The organism is Nocardia salmonicida (genome assembly GCF_036142455.1).
Taxonomy (GTDB): Bacteria; Actinomycetota; Actinomycetes; order Mycobacteriales; family Mycobacteriaceae; genus Nocardia; species Nocardia salmonicida.
In genome coordinates, this window is sequence record NZ_CP108014.1 from 3,141,833 (window position 1) to 3,162,424 (window position 20,592).

Annotated in this window: 24 protein-coding genes; 14 read left to right on the top strand and 10 right to left on the bottom strand. The window is 67.9% G+C overall.

The features are described from left to right. From OHS03_RS14925 to OHS03_RS14935, 3 genes are read left to right on the top strand one after another with little or no spacing between them, the layout of a single operon-like run. Positions 1-405 (top strand): roadblock/LC7 domain-containing protein, encoded by a 405-nt coding sequence (locus OHS03_RS14925; RefSeq protein ID WP_056809728.1) that lies wholly within the window; start codon positions 1-3, stop codon positions 403-405. Between the two features lie 12 nt (positions 406-417). Then, positions 418-792, top strand: coding sequence for a DUF742 domain-containing protein (locus OHS03_RS14930; RefSeq protein WP_056809730.1), 375 nt, complete (start codon positions 418-420; stop codon positions 790-792). Further along, positions 773-1,378 carry a GTP-binding protein gene (locus OHS03_RS14935; protein WP_328663378.1) on the top strand — a complete coding sequence of 202 codons (606 nt, stop codon included), beginning with the start codon at positions 773-775 and terminating at the stop codon, positions 1,376-1,378. Before OHS03_RS14930 ends, OHS03_RS14935 begins: the two co-directional genes overlap by 20 nt. A gap of 4 nt (positions 1,379-1,382) precedes the next feature. On the opposite strand, the gene OHS03_RS14940 is transcribed toward OHS03_RS14935, so the two are convergent. Then, positions 1,383-2,243, bottom strand: coding sequence for an SDR family NAD(P)-dependent oxidoreductase (locus OHS03_RS14940; RefSeq protein WP_328663379.1), 861 nt, complete (start codon positions 2,241-2,243; stop codon positions 1,383-1,385). A gap of 117 nt (positions 2,244-2,360) precedes the next feature. Here OHS03_RS14940 and OHS03_RS14945 point away from each other — a divergent pair, with 117 nt between their 5' ends. After that, on the top strand, positions 2,361-2,978 hold the full coding sequence (locus OHS03_RS14945) for a TetR/AcrR family transcriptional regulator (protein WP_328663381.1): 618 nt from the start codon (positions 2,361-2,363) through the stop codon (positions 2,976-2,978). Positions 2,979-3,040: 62 nt separating this feature from the next. Here OHS03_RS14945 and OHS03_RS14950 read toward each other — a convergent pair whose 3' ends face one another. Next, entirely contained in the window at positions 3,041-3,523 is a 483-nt protein-coding gene (locus OHS03_RS14950) for a winged helix-turn-helix transcriptional regulator (RefSeq protein WP_328663383.1), read from the bottom strand. Between the two features lie 53 nt (positions 3,524-3,576). Between OHS03_RS14950 and OHS03_RS14955 the strand changes: the two genes are divergently transcribed. Both OHS03_RS14955 and OHS03_RS14960 read left to right on the top strand, forming a co-directional pair. Next, positions 3,577-4,380 carry an acyl-CoA thioesterase gene (locus tag OHS03_RS14955; protein ID WP_328663384.1) on the top strand — a complete coding sequence of 268 codons (804 nt, stop codon included), beginning with the start codon at positions 3,577-3,579 and terminating at the stop codon, positions 4,378-4,380. 14 nt (positions 4,381-4,394) lie between these two features. Continuing rightward, the gene (locus tag OHS03_RS14960) at positions 4,395-5,840 is read left to right on the top strand and encodes an MFS transporter (RefSeq protein WP_328663386.1); all 1,446 of its coding nucleotides are present in this window, start codon (positions 4,395-4,397) and stop codon (positions 5,838-5,840) included. A gap of 49 nt (positions 5,841-5,889) precedes the next feature. Here OHS03_RS14960 and OHS03_RS14965 read toward each other — a convergent pair whose 3' ends face one another. After that, complete coding sequence (locus tag OHS03_RS14965; RefSeq protein ID WP_328663388.1) at positions 5,890-6,234, bottom strand: hypothetical protein; 345 nt, start codon at positions 6,232-6,234, stop codon at positions 5,890-5,892. 161 nt (positions 6,235-6,395) lie between these two features. Here OHS03_RS14965 and OHS03_RS14970 point away from each other — a divergent pair, with 161 nt between their 5' ends. Beyond that, complete coding sequence (locus OHS03_RS14970; RefSeq protein ID WP_328663389.1) at positions 6,396-8,591, top strand: molybdopterin oxidoreductase family protein; 2,196 nt, start codon at positions 6,396-6,398, stop codon at positions 8,589-8,591. Between the two features lie 34 nt (positions 8,592-8,625). Here OHS03_RS14970 and OHS03_RS14975 read toward each other — a convergent pair whose 3' ends face one another. Together OHS03_RS14975 and OHS03_RS14980 are read right to left on the bottom strand one after the other, a co-directional pair. Continuing rightward, the gene (locus OHS03_RS14975) at positions 8,626-9,672 is read right to left on the bottom strand and encodes a fused (3R)-hydroxyacyl-ACP dehydratase subunits HadA/HadB (protein WP_328663391.1); all 1,047 of its coding nucleotides are present in this window, start codon (positions 9,670-9,672) and stop codon (positions 8,626-8,628) included. A gap of 107 nt (positions 9,673-9,779) precedes the next feature. After that, positions 9,780-10,298, bottom strand: a complete 519-nt coding sequence (locus OHS03_RS14980; RefSeq protein WP_328663393.1) for a hypothetical protein — start codon at positions 10,296-10,298, stop codon at positions 9,780-9,782. Positions 10,299-10,463: 165 nt separating this feature from the next. On the opposite strand from OHS03_RS14980, the gene OHS03_RS14985 reads away from it, so the two are divergent. Continuing rightward, positions 10,464-10,871: a Fur family transcriptional regulator gene (locus OHS03_RS14985; RefSeq protein ID WP_387218796.1), complete on the top strand. Its 408-nt coding sequence runs from the start codon at positions 10,464-10,466 to the stop codon at positions 10,869-10,871. Between the two features lie 11 nt (positions 10,872-10,882). Further along, positions 10,883-13,111, top strand: coding sequence for a catalase/peroxidase HPI (katG, locus tag OHS03_RS14990; protein ID WP_328663394.1), 2,229 nt, complete (start codon positions 10,883-10,885; stop codon positions 13,109-13,111). A gap of 56 nt (positions 13,112-13,167) precedes the next feature. Here katG and OHS03_RS14995 read toward each other — a convergent pair whose 3' ends face one another. After that, the gene (locus OHS03_RS14995; RefSeq protein WP_063006572.1) at positions 13,168-13,623 is read right to left on the bottom strand and encodes an SRPBCC family protein; all 456 of its coding nucleotides are present in this window, start codon (positions 13,621-13,623) and stop codon (positions 13,168-13,170) included. A gap of 166 nt (positions 13,624-13,789) precedes the next feature. On the opposite strand from OHS03_RS14995, the gene OHS03_RS15000 reads away from it, so the two are divergent. The 3 genes from OHS03_RS15000 (at position 13,790) to OHS03_RS15010 (ending at position 16,772) form a co-directional block, all read left to right on the top strand. Continuing rightward, the gene (locus tag OHS03_RS15000; RefSeq protein WP_328663396.1) at positions 13,790-14,506 is read left to right on the top strand and encodes a metal-dependent hydrolase; all 717 of its coding nucleotides are present in this window, start codon (positions 13,790-13,792) and stop codon (positions 14,504-14,506) included. A gap of 212 nt (positions 14,507-14,718) precedes the next feature. Continuing rightward, positions 14,719-15,975: a lipase family alpha/beta hydrolase gene (locus tag OHS03_RS15005; protein WP_328663398.1), complete on the top strand. Its 1,257-nt coding sequence runs from the start codon at positions 14,719-14,721 to the stop codon at positions 15,973-15,975. Beyond that, the gene (locus tag OHS03_RS15010) at positions 15,972-16,772 is read left to right on the top strand and encodes a HugZ family pyridoxamine 5'-phosphate oxidase (protein WP_056815237.1); all 801 of its coding nucleotides are present in this window, start codon (positions 15,972-15,974) and stop codon (positions 16,770-16,772) included. The genes OHS03_RS15005 and OHS03_RS15010 overlap by 4 nt, the downstream gene beginning before the upstream one ends. On the opposite strand, the gene gloA2 is transcribed toward OHS03_RS15010, so the two are convergent. From gloA2 to OHS03_RS15025, 3 genes are all read right to left on the bottom strand, one after another. Further along, the gene (gene gloA2 / locus OHS03_RS15015; protein WP_328663400.1) at positions 16,773-17,159 is read right to left on the bottom strand and encodes an SMU1112c/YaeR family gloxylase I-like metalloprotein; all 387 of its coding nucleotides are present in this window, start codon (positions 17,157-17,159) and stop codon (positions 16,773-16,775) included. Between the two features lie 13 nt (positions 17,160-17,172). Further along, positions 17,173-17,523 carry a hypothetical protein gene (locus OHS03_RS15020; RefSeq protein WP_328663403.1) on the bottom strand — a complete coding sequence of 117 codons (351 nt, stop codon included), beginning with the start codon at positions 17,521-17,523 and terminating at the stop codon, positions 17,173-17,175. A gap of 80 nt (positions 17,524-17,603) precedes the next feature. Continuing rightward, positions 17,604-18,188, bottom strand: coding sequence for an HdeD family acid-resistance protein (locus OHS03_RS15025; RefSeq protein ID WP_328663404.1), 585 nt, complete (start codon positions 18,186-18,188; stop codon positions 17,604-17,606). A gap of 153 nt (positions 18,189-18,341) precedes the next feature. Between OHS03_RS15025 and OHS03_RS15030 the strand changes: the two genes are divergently transcribed. Then, positions 18,342-19,325, top strand: coding sequence for a glycosyltransferase family 9 protein (locus tag OHS03_RS15030; protein ID WP_482809849.1), 984 nt, complete (start codon positions 18,342-18,344; stop codon positions 19,323-19,325). On the opposite strand, the gene OHS03_RS15035 is transcribed toward OHS03_RS15030, so the two are convergent. After that, positions 19,307-19,645 (bottom strand): ArsR/SmtB family transcription factor, encoded by a 339-nt coding sequence (locus OHS03_RS15035; RefSeq protein ID WP_328663406.1) that lies wholly within the window; start codon positions 19,643-19,645, stop codon positions 19,307-19,309. The genes OHS03_RS15030 and OHS03_RS15035 overlap by 19 nt on opposite strands. A 279-nt stretch (positions 19,646-19,924) precedes the next feature. On the opposite strand from OHS03_RS15035, the gene OHS03_RS15040 reads away from it, so the two are divergent. Next, a complete protein-coding gene (locus tag OHS03_RS15040; protein ID WP_328663408.1) occupies positions 19,925-20,590 on the top strand; it encodes a M23 family metallopeptidase in 666 nt (221 codons plus the stop codon). The last annotated feature ends 2 nt before the right edge of the window (positions 20,591-20,592 follow it).

The window sequence follows — 20,592 nt, forward strand, 5'->3', positions numbered from 1 at the left end:
GTGAACTCTTCCCCCGGTGATCTCAACTGGCTACTCGACGATCTCGTCGACCGGCTGGCAGGGGTCCGCTACGCGGTTGTGCTGTCCACCGACGGACTGCTGCTCGGACGCTCCTCGCAGATGAAGCGTGAAGATGCCGAACACTTCGCAGCCATGTCCTCGACCCTCTACGGTCTCGCGCGCAGCGCGGGTAGTCGGTTCGACGGTGGCGGTGTGCGCCAAGCGGTGATCGAGCTCGATCGAGCGGTGCTCTTCGTCACCTCCGCAGGCGAAAACGCCTGCTTGGCACTGCAAGCCAACGAGTCGGCCAATCTCGGCATGGTCGCCTACGAAATGAATCTCACCGTGCAGCGGGTCGGCAGTTATCTGTCGACGGAGCCGCGGCACGGGCATGCGCAGCTATAGAAAGTTTCGACAATGACTCGACTCGGCGATCCGTGGTTCGACGACGCGGCCGGACCCCTGGTCCGGCCGTACGCGGTGACCCGCGGCCGCACCATGGGTGCGGCGCACGACCTGGACATGCTCACGGTGGTGGTAGCAGTGCATCCCGCCCCCACCCTGCGCAAACCAGAACCCGAGTACACGACGATCGCACAGTTGTGCAAGCGTCCGCAGTCGGTGGCCGAGGTCTCGGCCGTGCTGAAACTGCCTCTGGCGGTGACCAAGATCCTCGTCGGTGATCTCATCGCCGAGGGCCACCTCATCTTCCGGGCTCCGGTATCGGCCGAGGCCGGTGCCGGTGACCTCAACATATTGCGAGCGGTTCTGGATGGCATCCGAAAACTTTGACCCGACGTCCGCAGGCGACCAGCACATGGCCGCCTCGGTCAAAATCCTCATCGCCGGCGGCTTCGGCGTCGGCAAGACCACCATGGTCGGCGCGATCAGCGAGATCGCGCCGCTGCGGACCGAAGAGCTGATCACCGAGGTCAGCACCGGTGTCGACGATCTGTCGGGCGTGGAGCAGAAGCACACGACCACAGTCGCGCTGGACTTCGGTCGCATCACCATCGACCGGGATCTGGTGCTGTACCTGTTCGGTACGCCCGGACAGGACCGCTTCTGGTTCCTGTGGGACGAGCTGTGCCGTGGCGCCCTCGGCGCGATCGTGCTGGCCGACACCCGGCGCTTGAGCAACTCGTTCGCGGCTGTCGACTTCTTCGAGCGGCGCGGCTTGCCGTTCCTGATCGCGGTGAACTGCTTCGACGGTGCGCCGCGCTACACGGTCGAGGAGGTGCGTGACGCGCTGGACCTCGACCCGAACACGCCGGTGATCCTGTGCGACGCGCGGGATCGGCCCTCGGCCAAGGCGGTGCTGACGCACCTGGTCGAGTACCTGATCGATCGCGCCGCACGCACTCCCGTCACCACCTGAGCGGCTAGGCCGAGCCCGGCGCGGCGACTGCCCGCTCCGCGGCTCGGCTGGTCTGCTCCCATGCCGACCAGGTGGCCATCTTGGCTCGCGCGAGGTCGAAGGCCAAGTCGTACACCATGTTTCCGAGCAGCAGGCGTAGCGGCGGTTCCTCGGCGCCGACGAGCGTGAGCAGCGCCTCGGCGGCGAGGGCCGGTTCGCTGTCGACCGACCCTTCGGCCCACTGTGCCTCCAACTGTGCGCGCAACGGGGCGTAGGCCTCGATCGGTGTGGTGTTCGCCATCGCCGAATACAGATCGGTCCAGTACCCGCCCGGTTGCAGAATGCTCACGCGCACACCGAATTCCGCGGCTTCCATCGCCAGGGCCTCACTCATGCCCTCCAGCGCGAATTTGCTCGCAGCGTACATTCCCGACAGCGGGAACCCGGCCAGTCCGCCGATGCTGGAGACCTGCACGATGTGCCCGCCACGCTGGGCACGGAGGTGCGGAAGCACCGCCTGGCTCACCCAGAGCGCGCCGAAGAAGTTGACCTCCATCTGCGCACGGGCCTCGGTTTCGGTGAATTCCTCGATCATGCCCATCGAGAGAGTGCCCGCGTTGTTGACCACGATGTCGAGACGACCGAAGTGCGCGACGGCGGCATCGACGGCCTCGTGTACCGCACCGCGATCGGTGACGTCGAGTGTCAACGGCAGGACCCTGCCCGGATGCGCGGCGGCGAGTTCGTCGAGTGCGGATCCGGTGCGCGCGGCGGCGGCGACCCGGTCCCCCGCCGCCAGCGCAGCCTCGGCGAAGGCCCGGCCGAGACCGCGGCTGGCTCCGGTGACGAACCAGACGCGGGATGTGGTGGTACCGGTGGTGGTCATGGTGATCCTCCCTGCCTAGACAAGACGTTGCGTCTCGTCTGATGATTCGAGGATGCCCTCGACTCACCGTCGTGTCAAGACGCAACGTCTCGTCTCTTCGGTTGCTAGGATGGCGCCATGAGTCAGCAGGTGAACCCCGCACCCCGGCCGACGGCCGACGCGACCCGGCGCAACGAGGGATCTCGGCGCGCGATCCTGTCGGCCGCCTTCGAGCTGGCGGGCGAGATCGGCTACGACAAGCTGACCATCGAGGCGATCGCCGCCAGGGCCGGCGTCGGCAAGCAGACGATCTACCGGTGGTGGCCGTCCAAGGGCGCCGTCCTGCTCGACGCCTTCCTGATGCTCAGCGAGTCCGGCGACGACGCGACACCCGGCCTGCCGGACACCGGCGACCTGGAAGCGGATCTGAAACTGGTCCTGCGCGCCACCGTCGCCGAGCTGGCCGACCCCCGCTTCGACCTCCCCCTGCGCGGCCTGACCAGCGCCATCATGCACGACACCGCCCTGGCCGCGACTTACGTCGAACGGCTCCAGGGCCCCGTCGACGATCTGAAACGCCGACGGCTGGCCGCCGCGCAGACCGCGGGCCAGATCGCCGCAGACATCGACCTCGACGTGGCCATCGCGATGATCTGGGGCCCACTGATGGACCGATGGCTACTGCGCACAGGCACACTGACCACCGACTTCGCCGATCGCGTGGTCGAGACCGCCTTGCGCGGCCTACGCGGCTGAATTCACGGAATAGGTTGTCCGGCAGCGATATTCGACCGGTCCGAGGAACAAGAGATCGCGCATTACCCGCGTAGCGACGCGGGCAGCGGAGAACGATCGCCCGCGCCGGGGCCGTCCACCGGCTTCAGATCGCGGCCCCGGACCCGCTCCCCGCAGTGCGAGCACACCGGCTCGATCGTGGCGACGTGGCCGCAGCCGCGATGCAGAGCCTCGACCGGGGCGCCGTTCGGGGCAGCCCATTCGTCGCCCCACTGACGCATCGCAGTTACCACCTGCCACAGGGAGCGCCCCTTGGCGGTCAGGCGGTAGTCGTAGCGGACGGGATTGTCCTGGTAGGGCTCCCTGGTCATGATCCCGTGTTCGACCAGGCCCTCGAGGCGTTGGGTGAGCACATTACGGGCGATGCCGAGCCGGTCACGGAAGTCGTCGAATCGGGTCACGCCGAAGAGGGCGTCGCGCACGATCAGCAAAGTCCACCACTCCCCGACCACCTCCAGGCACTGGGCCATGGAGCAGTTCATGTCTTCGAAGCTGGTGTGCCGCATGGCCCCAGTGTAGTCGGTTGCATGAAAGAACTCACCGATCTATGGTGAGTTTCATGATAAAACTCACTGGGCGTCTAGGCGCGCAATTCGCCCTCACTGCCACGGAATCCGGGCGGTGGCATGCCGTGGTCGACGATTCGTGGCGCGGCTGGACGGGCCCACACGGCGGCGCGCTCGCCGGGCTGCTGATCGAGATCGCCCAGCAGGCGAGCTCGCGCGACCACCCCGTGCGCGCCGCCAATGTCCGGTTCCTCGGCAGACCGGCGACCGGCGCGTTCACCGTGCGCGCCACCGAACACACCGTCGGGCGCAGCACGACGATTCTGGATGTGATCGCCGAACAGGACGGTGCGCCGGTCGCGGCGGCCACCATCACTCTCGGCGCGACCAGTGCGACAGCGATCCCGGCCCACAGCGCCCGGCCCGCGCCCGTCGTGGCGGCGCCACAGGACTGCGCGCTGTTCCAGCTGCCGCCCGAGATCGTCCCCGTCGGCACGCATTTCGTCATCCGACCCGCCGCGGGTCCGTTGCCCCTCAGCGGTGCGGACGAGGCGATGATGTGCGCCTGGATCGCACTCGACCCCGCGCTGCCCCTCGACGCGCCGAGTCTGGCCGTCCTCGCCGACGCGCTCCCGCCCGGCCTGTTCCCGCTGCTCACCGCGCCGGTCGCCGTCCCGACCGTCACCCTGTCGCTGCAACTACACGCCGATCTCCCCCACCCCGGCGACACACCCGTACTGGTCCGCGCCGCGAACGTCAGTTCCGGTGACGGCTGGTCGGTCGACGACACCGATATCTGGGACGGCCATGGCGTTCTGCTCGCCACCGCCCGTCAGACCCGCCGCGTCCTCGGCTGAACGAGAGCTCGATCATGAAATCCATTGCCCCGTCACGGGATACGAATCCACGCCTGGTACTCGCCATCGTCTCCACCGGCGTGTTGTTGTCGAGCCTCGACCTGTTCATCGTCAATGTCGCCATGCCTGCCATGGCAGCCGACTTCGGCGCCGGGCTGACCGAGCTGTCCTGGGTGCTCAACCTCTATGCCATCGTCTTCGCCGCCCTGCTCGTTCCGGCCGGTCGGCTCGGCGACCGCAGCGGCAACCGCGGCACGTTCCTCACCGGACTGGCGATCTTCGTGATCGGGTCGGCACTGTGCTCGGCGGCCTGGAACGTGGAGTCGCTCATCGCTTTCCGTGTTGTCCAGGCCGTGGGATGCGCGCTCCTCACGCCGTCCTCGCTCGCGCTGGTACTCGCCGCGACGCCACCGGCGCAGCGCGCGGGCGCGGTTCGGCTGTGGGTCGCGTTCGGCGGCCTCGGCGCCGCGCTCGGCCCGGTCCTCGGCGGGTTGCTGGTCGAACTCGATTGGCGCTGGGTATTCCTCGTGAACGTGCCGATCGGCGCGGCCGCGTTCGCGATCGGCGTGCGAAAGCTGCCGTGCCCGCCCGCAGCGGGCGGTCCGCTGCCCGACCTGTTGGGCGCGGGCGCGCTGATCGGCGCGGTCGGATCGTTGATCCTGGCCGTCGTCGAAGGTCCCGAGTGGGGCTGGACCTCCGCAGGGGTCCTCGCCGGGTTCGGCGTCGCGATCGCGCTCGGTGTCGTTTTCGCGGTGAGCTCGGCCCGTCATCACAGCCCGATCATCGACTCGGCCCTGCTTCGGGTCCCGAATTTCGCACTCGCGGGGGCGAACTCGCTGGTGTTCCAGATCGCGTTCGCGGGCATGCTGCTCTCGGTCACGCTCTGGGCGCAGAACGTGTGGGGGTGGTCGGCCTTGCAGACCGGTCTGGCGATCGCGCCCGGCCCACTGGTCGTCCCGTTCGTCGCCGTCGCCGCGGGCAAGCTCATCGCCCGAGTCGGCCCGGGCCCGGTAATCGCGGCAGGCGGGCTCGCCTTCGGCGGCGGGCTCCTGTGGTGGGCGCGCGCGGCAGAACTGTCACCGGACTACGTGGGTGGCCTACTCGGCGGGATGCTGCTCACCGGTCTCGGCGTCGGGTTGACCCTGCCGACCGCCTTCGCCGTCGGCGCGGGAACCCTTCCCCCGCAGCGCTTCGCGACCGGATCGGCTGTCCTGAGCATGGCCCGCCAACTCGGTCTCGCCATCGGCGTCGCGGTGCTCGTCGCCCTACTCGGTACCCCGAACACCCCGGCTGCCACGCTCGACGCCTTCCAGCGCGCCTGGTACGTGACCGCCGCGGTCGCGGTCCTGGCCGGGCTCATCGGCTTCGCCGTACGGTCCGGGCAGGCGGTCGAATCGCCCGGCGACGTCACCACTCCGGCGGCGACCGAGAACTCCGGCGGCGCGGCAGTTTCCGCCTGACCCGAGCGGTCGGCGACCACGATGTCGCCGGCCGCGTCCCTCGGTCCGCTCAGCCCCAGCTCGCGTGATCCGGAACCGACGAATCGAAGATTACGTAGAAGAAGTGACCGGGGGTCAGTTCGTTCACGTCGTGCCAGCGACCCCATGGGTCTCGCTGGTAGTAGCGCTCCATCCCGGTGCCATCGTCGAAGCAGACGATGTTCGAGGTGCCGAACGGGCTCCAATAAACGTCGGTGCCGGGGCGCGGCAGTTCGAGCGGGGTGCGGAACAGGTGACTGCACGGCGTGATGACGGGGTCGTAATAGGTGGGCTGGGCGGCGGCGGTGGCCTGCCCGGCGATCCCGGCGACCGTGACCGCGGCGGCCGCGAAGCCGAGACGAACTATGGAACGCATCGCATCTGCTCCTCACCCGAGCGGAAAGGAAGGCCCTTCGTATCGCAAACGATATTACGCCCGCTCGCCGGGCTGCGCGGAAATCCGACCGTAGACGGATATGCCGAGCACCCGGTCGCGCTACCGTGGCATGACCGGGCTCAGCGGAAAGTAGGAAAGCTGTGGACAGCACGACGATTGCACGGCAATGCACACTGTGCGAGGCACACTGCGGAATTCTGGTCACCGTCGAGGATTCGCAGGTCACCCGCATCGAGGGCAACCCTGACGACGTGCTGTCGAAGGGCTACATCTGCCCGAAGGCCACAGCCATGGGCGGTCTGCACCACGATCCGGACCGGCTGCGGACACCGATGCGCCGCGTCGGCGACACCTTCGAGCCCGTCGGCTGGGACGAGGCATTCCGAGAGATCGGGCAGCGTTTGCGCGCGGTGCGGTCCGCGCACGGTCATAGCGCCACCGGGATGTACATCGGTAACCCCGCCGCCCACAGCTCCTCGGTGATGTACGGAGCGCTGCTTCGGACCGCCCTGCTGACCCGCAACTTCTTCTCCGCGTCCTCGATCGATCAGTTCCCGCAGGAATTCGTCGCGTGGCGGATGTTCGGCTCGAACGTTCTCATGCCGGTCACCGATATCGACCGCACCGACCGACTGGTGGTGCTCGGCGCCAATCCCGCGGTATCCAACGGGTCGATCACCACCATGCCCGGCGCGAAGACGCGGATCAAGAACGTCCGCGCACGCGGCGGCACCGTGGTCGTGATCGACCCGCGCCGCACCGAAACGGCCCGGCTGGCGGACGAGCACGTGGCAGTCCGTCCCGGCGGCGATATCTACCTGCTGCTCGGGATGCTGCACGTGCTGATGGTCGAGGAACTGTGCGACGAACAGGCCGTGCGGTCGCTCTGCACCGGCTGGGACGAGCTCGCCGAACTGGTCGCCGATACCACCGCCGAACGCATGGCGCCGCTGGCCGGCGTCGACGCCGAGACCATCCGACGGCTGGCCCGTGACCACGCGGCGGCGCCCTCCGCGGTGTTGTACGCGCGGATCGGGGTGTGCCAGCAGGTGACGGGCACGCTCACCCACTGGCTGGTCAACACGATCAACGCGGTGACCGGAAATCTCGATCGGGCGGGCGGGCAGATGTTCGCCTCCCCGGCCGTCGACGCCGCCCGCTACGCGAAGTACCTGCCGATGGGCCACGGCGCGTGGACCGACCGGTCCGGCGCGCACAAGTCGTTCCGCAGCGAACTGCCGGTCGCGGTCCTCGCCGAAGAGATCCTCACCCCCGGACCGGGCCAGATCAAGGCGATGATCACCTACGCGGGCAATCCGGTGCTCTCGACTCCGCAGGCGGACAAGCTCGACGCCGCGCTGGAATCATTGGATTTCTACGTGGCGGTCGACATGTACGTCACCGAGACGACCCGGCACGCCGACTTCATCCTGCCGCCCGTCTCGGCGCTGGAGCGCGAGGAACTGAGCCTGCTGTTCCCGATATTCAGCGTGCGCAACAACGCCCGCTACGACGCCAAGGTCTTCGATCCACCAGCCGACGGACTCGAGGACTGGCAGATCCTGGCCCGGCTGGTGACCGAACTGGTACCGCTGCCGGGACGACGGTTCGCCGGACGCGCGCTCAACGCCGCGTTCGAACAGCTCAGTCCCCTGCGATTGACGGCGGCGGCCGTCGCGACCGGCCCCTACGGCGTCCTGCGCCGCGGACGAAAAGGGTTGACGCTCAGCAAGATCCGCGACACACCGGGCGGTGTCGACCTCGGCCCGTTGCAGCCACGGCTGCCCGAGCTGATCGGCACCGGAGACCGCAAGACGCACTTGGTGCCCGAGGATTTCCTGGCGGCGGTGCGCACGGTCCTCGACGAGACGATCGCGACGCCCGAACCCGGTTACGACCTACAACTCATCGGACGGCGCCACCTGCGCAGCAACAACTCCTGGCTGCACAACATCCCGTCGATGGTGAAGGGCCGTGACCGCTGCACCGTGCTCATCCACCCCGACGACGCCGCCGCCCGTGGTCTTGCCGACGGCGATCCGGCGACGATCGAATCCCCCGTCGGGTCGATCGAGGTACCGGTGGAGATCAGCGGCGACATTCGCCCCGGGGTGGTGGCGATCCCGCACGGATGGGGGCATCGCGAACCCGGGGTCGGCTGGACCGTCGCGGCGGGACTGCCGGGCGCCAATGTCAACCTGTTGCACGACCCGGCCCGCATCGACCCGCTGTCGGGCACCTCGGCGGTCAACAGCACGTGGGTGCGGGTTAACCCGGTCGGGATCGGCATCCCGGACGCCACACCGCGATCCGAGGTCGCCGCCGCGCCGCGGTGAACCCGATCAGGAATCCGGGTCCACCGCGCCGGGTTCAGCGAAAGCGCAGGTTCGCGGTCGCGAGACCGAAGATCTTGCGACCGCCGGACTTGGCGACGATGGCGATCACCGCGCTGCGGGTGGCCGGGTCCAGCGACTTCACGCGGCCGACGTATTCGACCTGGCCGCCTTCCCTGCCGACGATCGTGTAGGTCGACAGGCGAACGCCGTAGCGGGTGACGGCGCCGGGGTCGCCGGACCAGGTGGAGAGGAAGCCCGCGCCCAGACCCATCGTCAGCATGCCGTGGGCGATGATGTCGGGCAGGCCGGCCAGCTCGGCGATCTTCTCGTCCCAGTGGATCGGGTTGACGTCACCGGAGACACCGGCGTAGTTGACGAGGTCGCCGCGCGAGATGCGGGCATCACGCAGCGGGAGTTCGTCGCCGACGGTCAGTTCGTCGAACGACATCGTGGTGTTCGGAACGCGGGCACCGCCCTCGACGGACAGCGGAATCTCACCCTCGGGACGCAGCGTGGTCTCCACGACGGCGTTCTTGTCGGCGCTGTAGATACTCACGCCGTGCACCATGATGTTCTCCACCGCGGCGGTGATCGCGGGATCGACCCCGTCGTCACCGGTGATGCCCACGACAGTGGTGTGCATGATGTGGACGGTCTCGCCGAGCTCGTCGACGAAGGTGTTGGTGACGGTGATCAGGTCCTTGCCCGCGATCGTGCGCACCGAGGACAGTTCGACGTCGACAACGAGGCGGTCACCGGCCACGATCGGCTTGTGCTGTTCGAAGACCTGCTCGGTCTGCACGAACATGTCGTAGCCGACCACCACCGTTTCGAACAGCAGCCTGTTGGCCGCCATAGCGGGGATGGACACGAACGTCAGCGGCGCGACCAGACCCGGGTAGCCGAGCGCGGCGGCCGCCTCGTCCTCCCAGTGCGCGGGGTGGAAGTCCTGGACCGCGCGAGCGTATTCGCGGATCTTCTCGCGGCCGACCTCGTAGACACCCTCTACCCGGTAGTAGTGCCCTACCTTCGACGCAGTATCAGGGGCATCGACGGGCGGGACATCGACTACGGAAGTCACTATGAATCACCTTCGTTCGGGGAACGGACACCCGGCAGGCTAGTCGACGCGCAGGCGGAGCGGACATACCTTGGCACAGTTCACAGTTCTGTCGCCTTCCTTCGCGCTCAGAAGGAGGGTACGTCGCTGGTGCTGGCATTGCCACCGATCGAGGGTTGCAGCGTGATCTCCCAGTCGGAGTCACCGTCGAACTGGTCGTCGAACTTCTGGAACTCGCGCTCGCGGGTGAACGCGAGCGTCGCCTCGTCCCAATCCTTTCCGGTCTTCAGATAGACGTAGTAGGTGCCGTCGATACCGTTGAGCGTGGCGCTGGAATTGCCCTGGACGTAGATGGTGGCCTGTGGCTTCTTGGGATCGCCGTTGGTGACCACGACCGCGAAGTCGTCGCTGTTGCCGTTGACGATGTCGAGCTTGCCCGCACCGACCAGCCCGTCCTGCTGGACCACCGCACCGTTCTCGCCGCGACGGTTCAGAACCGGCGCCGCGGGAGTGCTCGCGCGCACGGTCGTGGTGGCCTTCGATGAGCTGTTCGTCGGCGCGGCGTCGACGGACTGCCCCGACTCGCATCCACCTACCAGAAGGGCCGCCGCGATCGCGGACACGGCATACCACTGACGACTCGACATCGTTCCCACCCCATGATCGTGAACCAGCCTCCCCGAGCCGGTCTCCCCGCCAGTATTGCGTGGATTGCCCGAGATGTCATCCCAACTTATTCCGGAAAACCCTTCCCTCGTAATCTGGAATGAGTCATACTTTGGAATGTGTCCACCACATCGGACTTCGAACAGATGCTGCGTGCAGCCTCACTGCGCGTCACCGCGCCACGCCTGGCGGTGCTCACCGCAGTGCACCAGCATCCGCATGCCGACACGGACACCATTCTGAGCCGAGTCAGAGCCACCCTCGGGGCCGTCAGCCAGCAGGCCGTCTACGACGTACTGCGGGCACTCACCAGCGCCGGACTGCTCCGGCGGATCCAGCCGATGGGCACCGTCGCGCGCTATGAGACCCGCGTCGGTGACAACCATCATCACCTGGTGTGCCGATCCTGTGGGGTGATCGTCGATGTCGAGTGCGCCGTCGGCGACGCGCCCTGTCTGACTCCCCTCGACGACCGCGGTTTCGTCGTCGACGAGGCAGAAGTCATCTACTGGGGCAGGTGCCCCGACTGCACGACATCACCATCACTCTCCTGAAAGGATTCACCGTGCCCGAGGAACACCCACCTATCGCGGAAGCCAACACGGAAGCCGGTGACAGTGGTTGCCCCGTCATGCATCGTCCGTTCGCCTCCACCGACGCGCGCGGAGCGAACGCCGAGTGGTGGCCGAACCAGCTCAATCTCACACTGCTGCAGAAGAATCCGCCCTCGGTGAACCCGATGGGCGAAGACTTCGACTACGCGGCCGAATTCGCCACCCTCGACCTGGCCGCGGTGAAGGCCGATATCGAGCAGGTCATGACGACCTCGCAGTCCTGGTGGCCCGCCGACTTCGGCCACTACGGCCCGTTCTTCATCCGGATGGCCTGGCACTCCGCGGGCACCTACCGGGTCGGCGACGGCCGCGGCGGCGCGGGCGCCGGCCTGCAGCGCTTCGCCCCGCTCAACAGCTGGCCCGACAACGCCAGCCTCGACAAGGCGCGCCGCCTGCTGTGGCCGGTGAAGAAGAAGTACGGCCGCAAGCTCTCCTGGGCCGACCTCATCGTCTACACCGGCAATGTCGCGCTCGAGTCGATGGGCTTGCCGACCTTCGGGTTCGGTGGCGGCCGCGTCGACGCGTGGGAGCCCGAGGAAGACGTGTTCTGGGGTCCCGAGCGCACCTGGCTCGGCGACGAACGCTACACCGGTGAACGCAACCTCGACCGTCCGCTCGCCGCGGTCCAGATGGGCCTGATCTACGTCAATCCCGAAGGCCCCAACGGCAATCCGGATCCCCTCGCCGCCGCCGTCGACATCCGCGAGACCTTCGCCCGGATGGCGATGAACGACGAGGAGACCGCCGCACTCATCGCAGGCGGGCACACCTTCGGTAAGACCCACGGTGCGGGTGACGCGGACCTGGTCGGTGTCGAACCGGAAGCCGCGCCGCTGGAGCTGCAGGGGCTGGGCTGGAAGAGCAGCTTCGGCACCGGCGTCGGCGAGGACGCGATCACCAGCGGCCTGGAAGGCATCTGGAACAGCACCCCCATCACCTGGGACAACAACTTCCTCGAAACCCTCTACGGGTACGAGTGGGAGCTGTCGAAGAGCCCGGCGGGCGCGCATCAGTGGATCCCGAAGGACGGCGCGGGCGCCGACACCGTGCCCGATCCGTTCATCGCGGGCAAGAAGCGCGCGCCGGTCATGCTGACCACCGACCTGTCGCTGCGGTTCGACCCCATCTACGGGCCGATCACCCGCCGCTGGCTGGACAACCCCGCGGAGTTCACCGACGCGTTCGCGCGCGCCTGGTACAAGCTCACCCACCGCGATATGGGCCCCGTCGTGCGCTACCTCGGCCCGCTGGTGCCGTCCGAGGAGCTGCTGTGGCAGGACCCGGTTCCCGCCCAGAACGGCCCGCTCATCGGCGACGCCGAGATCGCCGCCCTCAAGGGCCAGATCCAGGCCTCTGGCCTGTCCATCGCCCAGCTGGTGACGACGACGTGGGCGGCGGCCTCGTCGTTCCGTGGCAGCGACAAGCGGGGCGGCGCCAACGGTGGCCGGATCCGGCTGCAGCCCCAGGCGGGCTGGGCGGTCAACCAGCCCGACGAGCTCGCCCAGGTGGTGCGGGTCTACGAGGGCATCCAGGAGACGTTCAACGCCACCGGCGGCGTGCAGGTGTCGTTCGCCGATCTGGTCGTCCTCGGCGGTGCGGTCGGCGTCGAACAGGCCGCCCAGGCCGCCGGGTTCCCGGTGACGGTGCCGTTCACGCCGGGCCGCACCGACGCGACCCAGGACCAGACCGACGTCGAGTCGTTCGACGCGCTCGAGACCGCGGCCGACGGGTTCCGCAACTACGTGTCCAAGGACGCGCAGATCCCCGCGGAGTTCCTGCTCATCGACAAGGCGAACCTGCTCACGCTCAGCGCGCCGGAGATGACCGTGCTGATCGGTGGTCTGCGCGTGCTCGGCGCGAACTACCAGTCCTCGTCGCTGGGTGTGTTCACCGAAACCCCGGGGGCGCTGACGAACGACTTCTTCGTCAACCTCCTCGACATGGGTACCGAGTGGACGCCGTCGGCCACCGACGACAACGTCTACGAAGGCCGCGACCGCGCGACCGGCGCGGTCACCTGGACCGGTAGCCGGGTCGACCTGGTGTTCGGCTCCAACTCGCAGCTGCGAGCGGTGGCCGAGGCCTACGCGACCGACGACGCGAAGGAGAAGTTCGTGCACGACTTCGTCGCCGCGTGGACCAAGGTGAGCAACCTGGATCGGTTCGACGTCACAGCCTGATCCGAACAGCGAAACACCCTGCGACGCACTGTGCGTCGCAGGGTGTTTCGCTGTCGTCAGGACTCGGCGAGCTCGGCCAGCCGGTCCACCGACGCCTGCAGCTTGTCGGCGGTCGTGGCCTTGGCCCGCACCTGACGCAGCTCGTCGTGCAGTTCGGTCCAGTCGTAGGTGTGGGTCACCCGGGTGTGGGTCTCGTCGATCGGCTCGAGCTCCCAGCGCCAGAGGTGCCCGGGCGGGGTCTTGTCACGCTCGGACGGATTCCACGCGATGCGACGACCCTCCTCGAACTCCACGATGTGGTTGTCGCGGTCGGCACCGTTGGTCAGCGTCGTGGTGAACACGTCACCGACCGCGCGGACCCGCTGGCCCGAGCTCGCCTGCGCGAGGTTGTCGTTGCCGTCCCAGCGGGGCTGCTGCTCGGGATCGGCGATCAGGTCGAAGATCGCGGCGGGGCTCGCCGCGACGTCGCGGGAGGCGTGGACTATGCGTGGCACGTCGATGGTTTCGGTCACCGGGCGATAGAACCAGCAGCTCACCCACCCCGGCAACCATTCCGCTCGAGGCAGCGACTAACTCGAGCGATACACCACGAACACGTGAATCTCGCGACTGGTCCCCGCATTCCGGCGCTGTCCACGGCATATGCGCCGAAGTCGTGACGTACTCTAACGTTGCGGGGTGCTAGGACATTCACATGCGACGAGTGGGGCGCTGGCCTGGGCAGGTACTGCCGCGGCGTTACCACTCACCGTCGCCGCTTTCCCCCTGTTCGACAGCGAGACAACGCGATTCGGCATCGCCGAGCTCATCATGGGCACGCTGCTCACCGCGGGTGCGGCGTTGCTGCCGGACGCGGATCATCCCAGCGGCACCATCTCCCACGTGCTCGGCCCGGTGTCACATCACCTGTGCCGCTTCATCTCCTGGGCGTCGGGCGGGCATCGTCACGGAACGCACTCACTGCTGTTCGTCGTCGCCGCGGTCGCGGCGACCTGGGCGGGCGAGCACTATCTCGGGCGGCCGTTCACGCTGGGCCTGGTGTTCTTCCTCCTCGCGCTGGCGGTGCGTTCGCTGCACCTGTGCCCGCCGGGCAAGAGTGTGCGTACCTACGGGACGGTGATCGTGCTCGCCACGGCGGGGACCTTCGCCGTCGATCACTGGATCGTCGATCGGCCGGTGTGGCTCCCGATCTGCGTGGGCCTCGGGTGTCTGGCGCACCTGCTCGGCGACTGCCTGACCGACCGGGGCTGCCGACTGCTGTGGCCGTTTCCGTTGCGTACCCGGGTGCCGCTGATCGAACGGACCGGGAACCGGGTCGAGACCTGGGTCATCTCCCCCCTGTTCGTGCTCGGCACGATGGGCGCGCTCTGGTACGCGATCACACACCGGCCGTGATCACCGGGACGGCGGGGCTCCCGCCGTCCCGAGCCCGGTCGGCGCAGCCGACCCCTCAGTCATCTGGCGCAACAATATTCATTGATGCGCATATCGCAGTATCGGTATGTAGTTTGTGACCCACCCCAGACCTGACGGCCCAGCATCGTCGCAGGTCTCGAAGCCGCCCCCAGATCTGACGCCTTTCAGTGCACAGTTGTACTCTCAAGACTGTGACGGAGCAGCTCCCCCAATCCCAGGCCGAAGTACAGGCGCTCACGCGGCTCGCCGGTGACGAGTTCGTCGGTGCGGTCACCGGGATCGCGGCCATCCACCGCGCCATCTCCGATCGGGTGTTCGCGGCAGTGCGGTTCGGCGTCGGACCGGCGGCGGCTCCGGTGAAGATCGTGCACGACGCCATCACCGACAGCATCTACGCGGCCGTCAGCGGCACCGGATTCGTCGTCGGCGAGGTCGCGAGCGCGGTCACGCTGCCCGGCGTCACCGCGCCGTCGCGCACGGTGTGGGGCTCGGGCGTACTGGCCGCGATCCAGGGGCTGATCGGTGACACCCTGGAAGACGAGACCCCGATCCTCTCCTCCCCCATGACCTTTCGCATCGACGGGGTCCCTGTTCCGCCCGAAGAGTTCGCCGCCCACGTCCCCGTGCCGACGACCAGACTGGTCGTGCTCCTGCACGGACTAGTGGAGACCGAACACTCCTGGCGCCTTGGTCACCGCCCCACCTACGGCGAGCGCCTGGAAGCCGATCTCGGCTACATCCCGGTCTTCGTCCGTTTCAATTCCGGCCTGCACATCTCCGAGAACGCCGCCCAGCTCAGCGCCCTGCTGACCCGTCTGGTCGACAGCTGGCCGATGCCGGTGCACGAGATCTGCCTGGTCGGGCACTCGATGGGCGGGCTGATCATGCGCAGCGCCTGCCATCAGGCCGAGGAGTCGGGCGAGGCGTGGGTGCGATCGGTGCGACAAATCGTCTGCCTCGGTTCCCCGCACCACGGTGCGCCGCTCGAACAGTTCGTGCACTACGCCTCGGCCGCACTGGACCGACTGCCCGAGACCCGGCCGCTGAGCACCTTGTTGCGTAGGCGTAGCGCGGGCATCCGGGACCTGCGTCAGGGTTCGCTGGTCGACGAGGACTGGCGCGACCTCGATGTGGACACTCTGCGCGCACGGGCGGTCAAGGAAGTGCCGCTGCTCGCCGGCGTCGATCACTACTTCGTCACCACGACCATCACCCACAGCCCGAAGCATCCACTCGGCGTGATCATCGGCGACGGCATGGTTCTCTCCGGCAGCGGGTCGGGACGCGGACGGACCAGGCGCCTGGATTTCGACGCGGTCAACGACCTGCACATCCCCGCGGCCAACCACTTCAGCCTGCTCAATCACGACGCTGTCTACGATGCGCTGCACAGCTGGTTGTCGAGCACGCCCCGCCGCTCGCGTCAGGTGGATACGCTGTGGCCATGACTCTCGACCACGGCGATCCGGGCGACGCACCTGCCATTCCGCTGCCGACCGCTCCCCTGGCCAACGAGGCCCGCCCCTCGCCGGCCGAAGAAGCCAGAACAATCGCGGCAGGCACCAATACCGGCACCCTGGCCAGCCTCACCGCCGACGGCGCACCATGGGCCTCGTTCATCACCTACGGATTGCTCGACGGCGCACCGGTATTGAGCGTGTCGCGACTGGCCGAACACGGCCGCAACCTGGCCGCCGATCCGCGCGCCAGCATCGCGATCGTCACGCCCGACATCCCCGCCGACCCCCTCGCGGGCACCAGGATCACCCTCGCGGGTTTCGTGGAACGGCCGACCGGCGCCGAAGCCGAAGCCGCCCGCGCGGCCCACTTGGCGGCGATCCCGGCGGCCAAGTACTACATCGACTACAGCGACTTCACCCTCTGGGTACTGCGGATCGAACGGGTGCGCTGGGTCGGCGGCTACGGGCGGATGGATTCGGCCTCGGCCGCCGATTACCTTGCCGCACAGCCGGACCCGATCGTCGCGCACGCCGCGCCCGGTATCGCGCACCTCAACGCCGACCACGCCGAAGCACTGCTGGCGATGGCCCAGCAGCTGGGCGGCTTCCCCGACGCCATCGCCGCCACCTGCGAGCGCGCCGACCGCTACGGCCTCGACCTGCGCGTGGAATCCCCCCGCGGAGTGGCGCGCACCCGGGTCGGCTACGCCGCGCCGCTGTCGGAGATCAGCGAATTGCGCGCGGCGACGGTCGAATTGACCCGACGGGCCCGCTCCACGGACTGATCACGCCTCGTACAGCTCGAGCGGCAGGTCGTCCGGATCGAAGAAGAAGGCCATCTGCTTGCCGGTGTGTTCATCGGTGCGCAATTCCTCGGTCCGGACGCCACGCGCCCGCAGCTCGTCGAGGGCGGCGGGCACGCTCGGGACCGCGAGCGCCAGGTGCCGCAAGCCCGCGGCTTCCGGCCTGCTCGGTCGGGCAGGCGGGTCGGGGAACGAGAACAGTTCGATGCGGACCCCTCCGGGCAGCTCGATGTCGAGCTTCCACGAATCACGATCGGCCCGGTAGTTCTCGTCGAGGACCGCGCCGCCGAGGGTTTCGGTATAGAAACGCTTGGAGCGGACGTAGTCCGTCGCGATGATCGCGATGTGGTGGACGCCGAGAAATCGCATGCCGCTGTCGCGCTCAGGTCCAGAGCACCGCGACCAGCACGTTCACGATCGCGAGGCCACCGGCCGCGTCGGTCATCCAGTCGATCTGCTTGCCCCGCTTCGCATCACCCCTGCCTATTTCGGCGAACGCGGCCACCGCGACCGCGACCGCGAGCTTGACCGCCAGCTTCGCCGTATCCGGCTCCTTGTCGAGCGAGTCGATGCCCGAAGCCATTCCGGCCAGGATCACGCCGGTGATCAGCTGCGCGCGAGCACCCCACACCATCAGCTCCGAGACCACCGGGCGCCCCGCGACGTAGCCACCGACCACCGCGGCCATGCCGAGCAGATGGGTGACGACCACCAGGTTGTAAACGAATTCCATGGGTGCGAAGCGTAGTTCAGACGAAAACGGCCGGTACCCGAAGGCACCGGCCGGTTCAGACGAACTTTTCCGTGGGGAGCTCAGACCACCTGCTGGTCCAGCAGATGCGCGTCCTTGCGGACACCGAAGGCGGTGATCACTTCCATGACACCGATGATGATCAAGAAGATGCCGACGACCCAGACCAGCGTGGACAGCGACGAGATCGGCCACACGATCAAGACGACGCCCGCCAGCGCGCTGATGATGCCGTAGAAGATCTGCCAGCCGCGGCCGGGCACGCCCGGGTCCGAGATCGCGGCGAACAGCACGGCCACGCCGCGGAACAGCCAGCTGATACCGATCCACAGCCCGAGCAGCACGATCGAGGTCAGATCGTCGCGGAAGCAGAAGATGCCGATGATCAGCGACAGCACACCGCTGATGAAGGACAGCACGCGAAAGCTGGTGCTCGGCAGATGAGTGAAGGCGGCGATCAGCTGGAAGATGCCGCTGACAACCATGTAGATACCGAACAGAATGCCCGCCACGAGCAGTGACGGACCGGGCCACACGAGCACGATGATGCCCAGGACCACCGCGAGGAGGCCGGTGACCAGAATTGTTTGCCAGGTCTTCTTGGCAAGAGCCGTCAGCGGGCTCCCTAGCACGGTATTTGTCGTCATAACGAGATGTTATGCCCGGTCGCTCCGGTTTTCCGGAAAATAGCTGGGGCTGTAATCGTGTCGCGATCGGGCGCCTCGCCCGCCGCGACCGTCGCACCGGCCCGTCACATCGTTGCCCTGGCGAAAAGTTTGGTCGGCGACCGTCTCGGGTAGATGAAGAATGTGTCGGTTGTACTCGTGCTGCAAGCTCGGGGCCTCGGTGAGCTTCTCTCCGCGGTCCCGGCTCTGCGTGCCCTGCGCCGGGCCGAACCACAGAAGCGGATCGTCTTGGCGGCCCCGCATCGGTTGGAGCAGATCGTCGACCTGATCTCCTCGGTCGACGAACTCGTCGCCACCGCCGATCCGGCCGCCTTGATCTGGGATGGTCCCGCGCCCGAATTGGCGGTGAACCTGCACGGCCACGACGGCGCCAGCGCACGAGCGCTGGCAGATACCGGGGCCGAGCGGATCATCGGCCATCGAACGCCCGCCCTACCCAAGCTCGCCGGTCCGCGCTGGGATCCGGAGGCGCATGTGGTCGACCGGTGGTGCCGTCTGCTCGAAGGCGAGGGCATCGACGCGGATCGACGTAACCTCGGGCTGGTTCCGCCGGTGGCCTCGATCAGCCGCCGCGACAGCATCGTCGTCCACATCGGCGCGGGCGCGCCCGCGCGCCGGTGGCCGCCGGAGCGATTCGCCGCGGTGGTGCGGCACCTGCTGGTGCTCGGCCGAGACGTGGTGCTCACCGGCGACCCGTTCGAGCACGACATCGCTCGACAGGTGGCCGCGCAGGCGGGCCTGCCCGACGACCGCGTCCTCGCGGGGCGGCAGAACCTCACCGATCTCGCGGCGACGGTGGCCGAAGCCGCCCTCGTGATCAGCGGCGATACCGGTGTCGCGCATCTGGCGACGGCGTTCGGCACCCGCACGGTGCTGCTGTTCGGTCCGACCCCGCCGCGCCGGGGCGGCCCGCCCGCGCACCTGCTCGGCAGGCACGCGGTGCTATGGGCCGGACAGGTCGGCGATCCCGACGGGCTCTCACCCGACCCCGGCTTGCTGCGGATCGGAGTGCCCGAGGTGATCTCAGCGGTCGACATGCAGCTGGACAAGCAAGCCTGGGCCGAATCCGGTAGGTCGCGCTACCGCCGAGTGGGCTGAGCCTGGTCGTCACCGACCGCGTCACGCAGCGCGGCGGCATGGGCCGCCAGCGCGCTCGGCCAGTATTTGTCGAGGTAGTCGCGGGCGTCGTTGAGGCCGCGGGGGTCCAGGGAGTAAAGGTGCCGGTTCCCGTCGCGACGCATACGGACCAGGTGGGCCTCCCGCAGCACGCGCAGGTGCTGCGACGCCGCTGAACTGGTGATTCCGGTGGCGGTGGCGAGGTCGGCCACCGAGCGGGGACCCTGCGGCAACGATTCGAAGATCGCGCGCCGGGTGGGGTCGGATAACGCCGTGATGGCACGGACTCCGTTAGCGTCCACTGAATCAGTGTCCCCGGGATGCGATATTTCGGCAACGATCTTGACCAGCGACATTTCACCCGGTGAGTCCGAGGATGCCAGCTATCGTTAGGCTATTGTTATAGATCAACTGGGGTTTTGCCGCTTCGTGATCGCAGCCACAGGATTCGCCGCGAAGGTTACGGTTTAGCTACGTTCTTAAACATGTTCGTGACCAACCCGTTATCTGCTCGAGTCTCCGACGCCTTCGCAGGTCGTTGGGGAGGCGTGGTCGCGGGTGCGGTGGCTTTGTCCGCACTCGTGGGTACCTCCGTCGCCACTTTCAGTGAGCCCGAGAGCCCTGTCCCCACTACCACGATCGCCGCGGATGCCACCGAGGCCATCAACACGGGCCAGTCACCGTACCGCTTCACCGCGTACACCCCTGCCGAGGCCCAGGGCCCGCAGGGCGAGACCCCCGCCTCCGCCCCGATCCCGTGGGAAGAGCACCGCGAAGCGGTCGGCCTGGAACTTCCGGCGCTGCCGTTCATCGCTCCCCCGCCGCCGCCGCGCCCGCAGACCGTTCGCCCGGTCAGCGGCAGGCTGACCTCCTACTACGGCGCCCGCTGGGGCACCGCGCACAACGGCATCGACTTCGGCGACCCGATCGGCGCACCGATCTTCGCCGTCACCGACGGTACCGTCATCGAGGCCGGTCCGGCTTCGGGCTTCGGCCTGTGGGTCCGCGTCCAGCAGGACGACGGCACCATCGGCGTGTTCGGCCACGTGAACGACATCCTGGTTCAGGTCGGTCAGCACGTCAACGCCGGTGACACCATCGCCACCGTCGGTAACCGGGGCAACTCCACCGGCCCCCACCTGCACTACGAGGTGCACGTGCCGGACGGCTCGCTCTACGGCGCCCCGATCGACCCGCACCCGTGGCTCGCCGCGCGTGGGATCGACGCCGGCGTCGCCCAGGACTGATC

Excerpts from the sequence above, each read along its gene's own strand:
- gloA2 (WP_328663400.1), bottom strand. The coding sequence starts at position 17,159 with ATGCGATTTCTCGGCGTCCACCACATCGCGATCATCGCGACGGACTAC.
- OHS03_RS15010 (WP_056815237.1), top strand. The coding sequence starts at position 15,972 with ATGACTCTCGACCACGGCGATCCGGGCGACGCACCTGCCATTCCGCTG.
- OHS03_RS14950 (WP_328663383.1), bottom strand. The coding sequence starts at position 3,523 with ATGCGGCACACCAGCTTCGAAGACATGAACTGCTCCATGGCCCAGTGC.
- OHS03_RS14960 (WP_328663386.1), top strand. The coding sequence starts at position 4,395 with ATGAAATCCATTGCCCCGTCACGGGATACGAATCCACGCCTGGTACTC.
- OHS03_RS14955 (WP_328663384.1), top strand. The coding sequence starts at position 3,577 with ATGATAAAACTCACTGGGCGTCTAGGCGCGCAATTCGCCCTCACTGCC.
- OHS03_RS14945 (WP_328663381.1), top strand. The coding sequence starts at position 2,361 with ATGAGTCAGCAGGTGAACCCCGCACCCCGGCCGACGGCCGACGCGACC.
- OHS03_RS15030 (WP_482809849.1), top strand. The coding sequence starts at position 18,342 with ATGAAGAATGTGTCGGTTGTACTCGTGCTGCAAGCTCGGGGCCTCGGT.
- OHS03_RS14965 (WP_328663388.1), bottom strand. The coding sequence starts at position 6,234 with ATGCGTTCCATAGTTCGTCTCGGCTTCGCGGCCGCCGCGGTCACGGTC.
- OHS03_RS14935 (WP_328663378.1), top strand. The coding sequence starts at position 773 with ATGGCATCCGAAAACTTTGACCCGACGTCCGCAGGCGACCAGCACATG.
- OHS03_RS14980 (WP_328663393.1), bottom strand. The coding sequence starts at position 10,298 with ATGTCGAGTCGTCAGTGGTATGCCGTGTCCGCGATCGCGGCGGCCCTT.
- OHS03_RS14930 (WP_056809730.1), top strand. The coding sequence starts at position 418 with ATGACTCGACTCGGCGATCCGTGGTTCGACGACGCGGCCGGACCCCTG.
- OHS03_RS15020 (WP_328663403.1), bottom strand. The coding sequence starts at position 17,523 with ATGGAATTCGTTTACAACCTGGTGGTCGTCACCCATCTGCTCGGCATG.
- OHS03_RS15025 (WP_328663404.1), bottom strand. The coding sequence starts at position 18,188 with ATGACGACAAATACCGTGCTAGGGAGCCCGCTGACGGCTCTTGCCAAG.
- OHS03_RS14985 (WP_387218796.1), top strand. The coding sequence starts at position 10,464 with ATGCTGCGTGCAGCCTCACTGCGCGTCACCGCGCCACGCCTGGCGGTG.
- OHS03_RS14940 (WP_328663379.1), bottom strand. The coding sequence starts at position 2,243 with ATGACCACCACCGGTACCACCACATCCCGCGTCTGGTTCGTCACCGGA.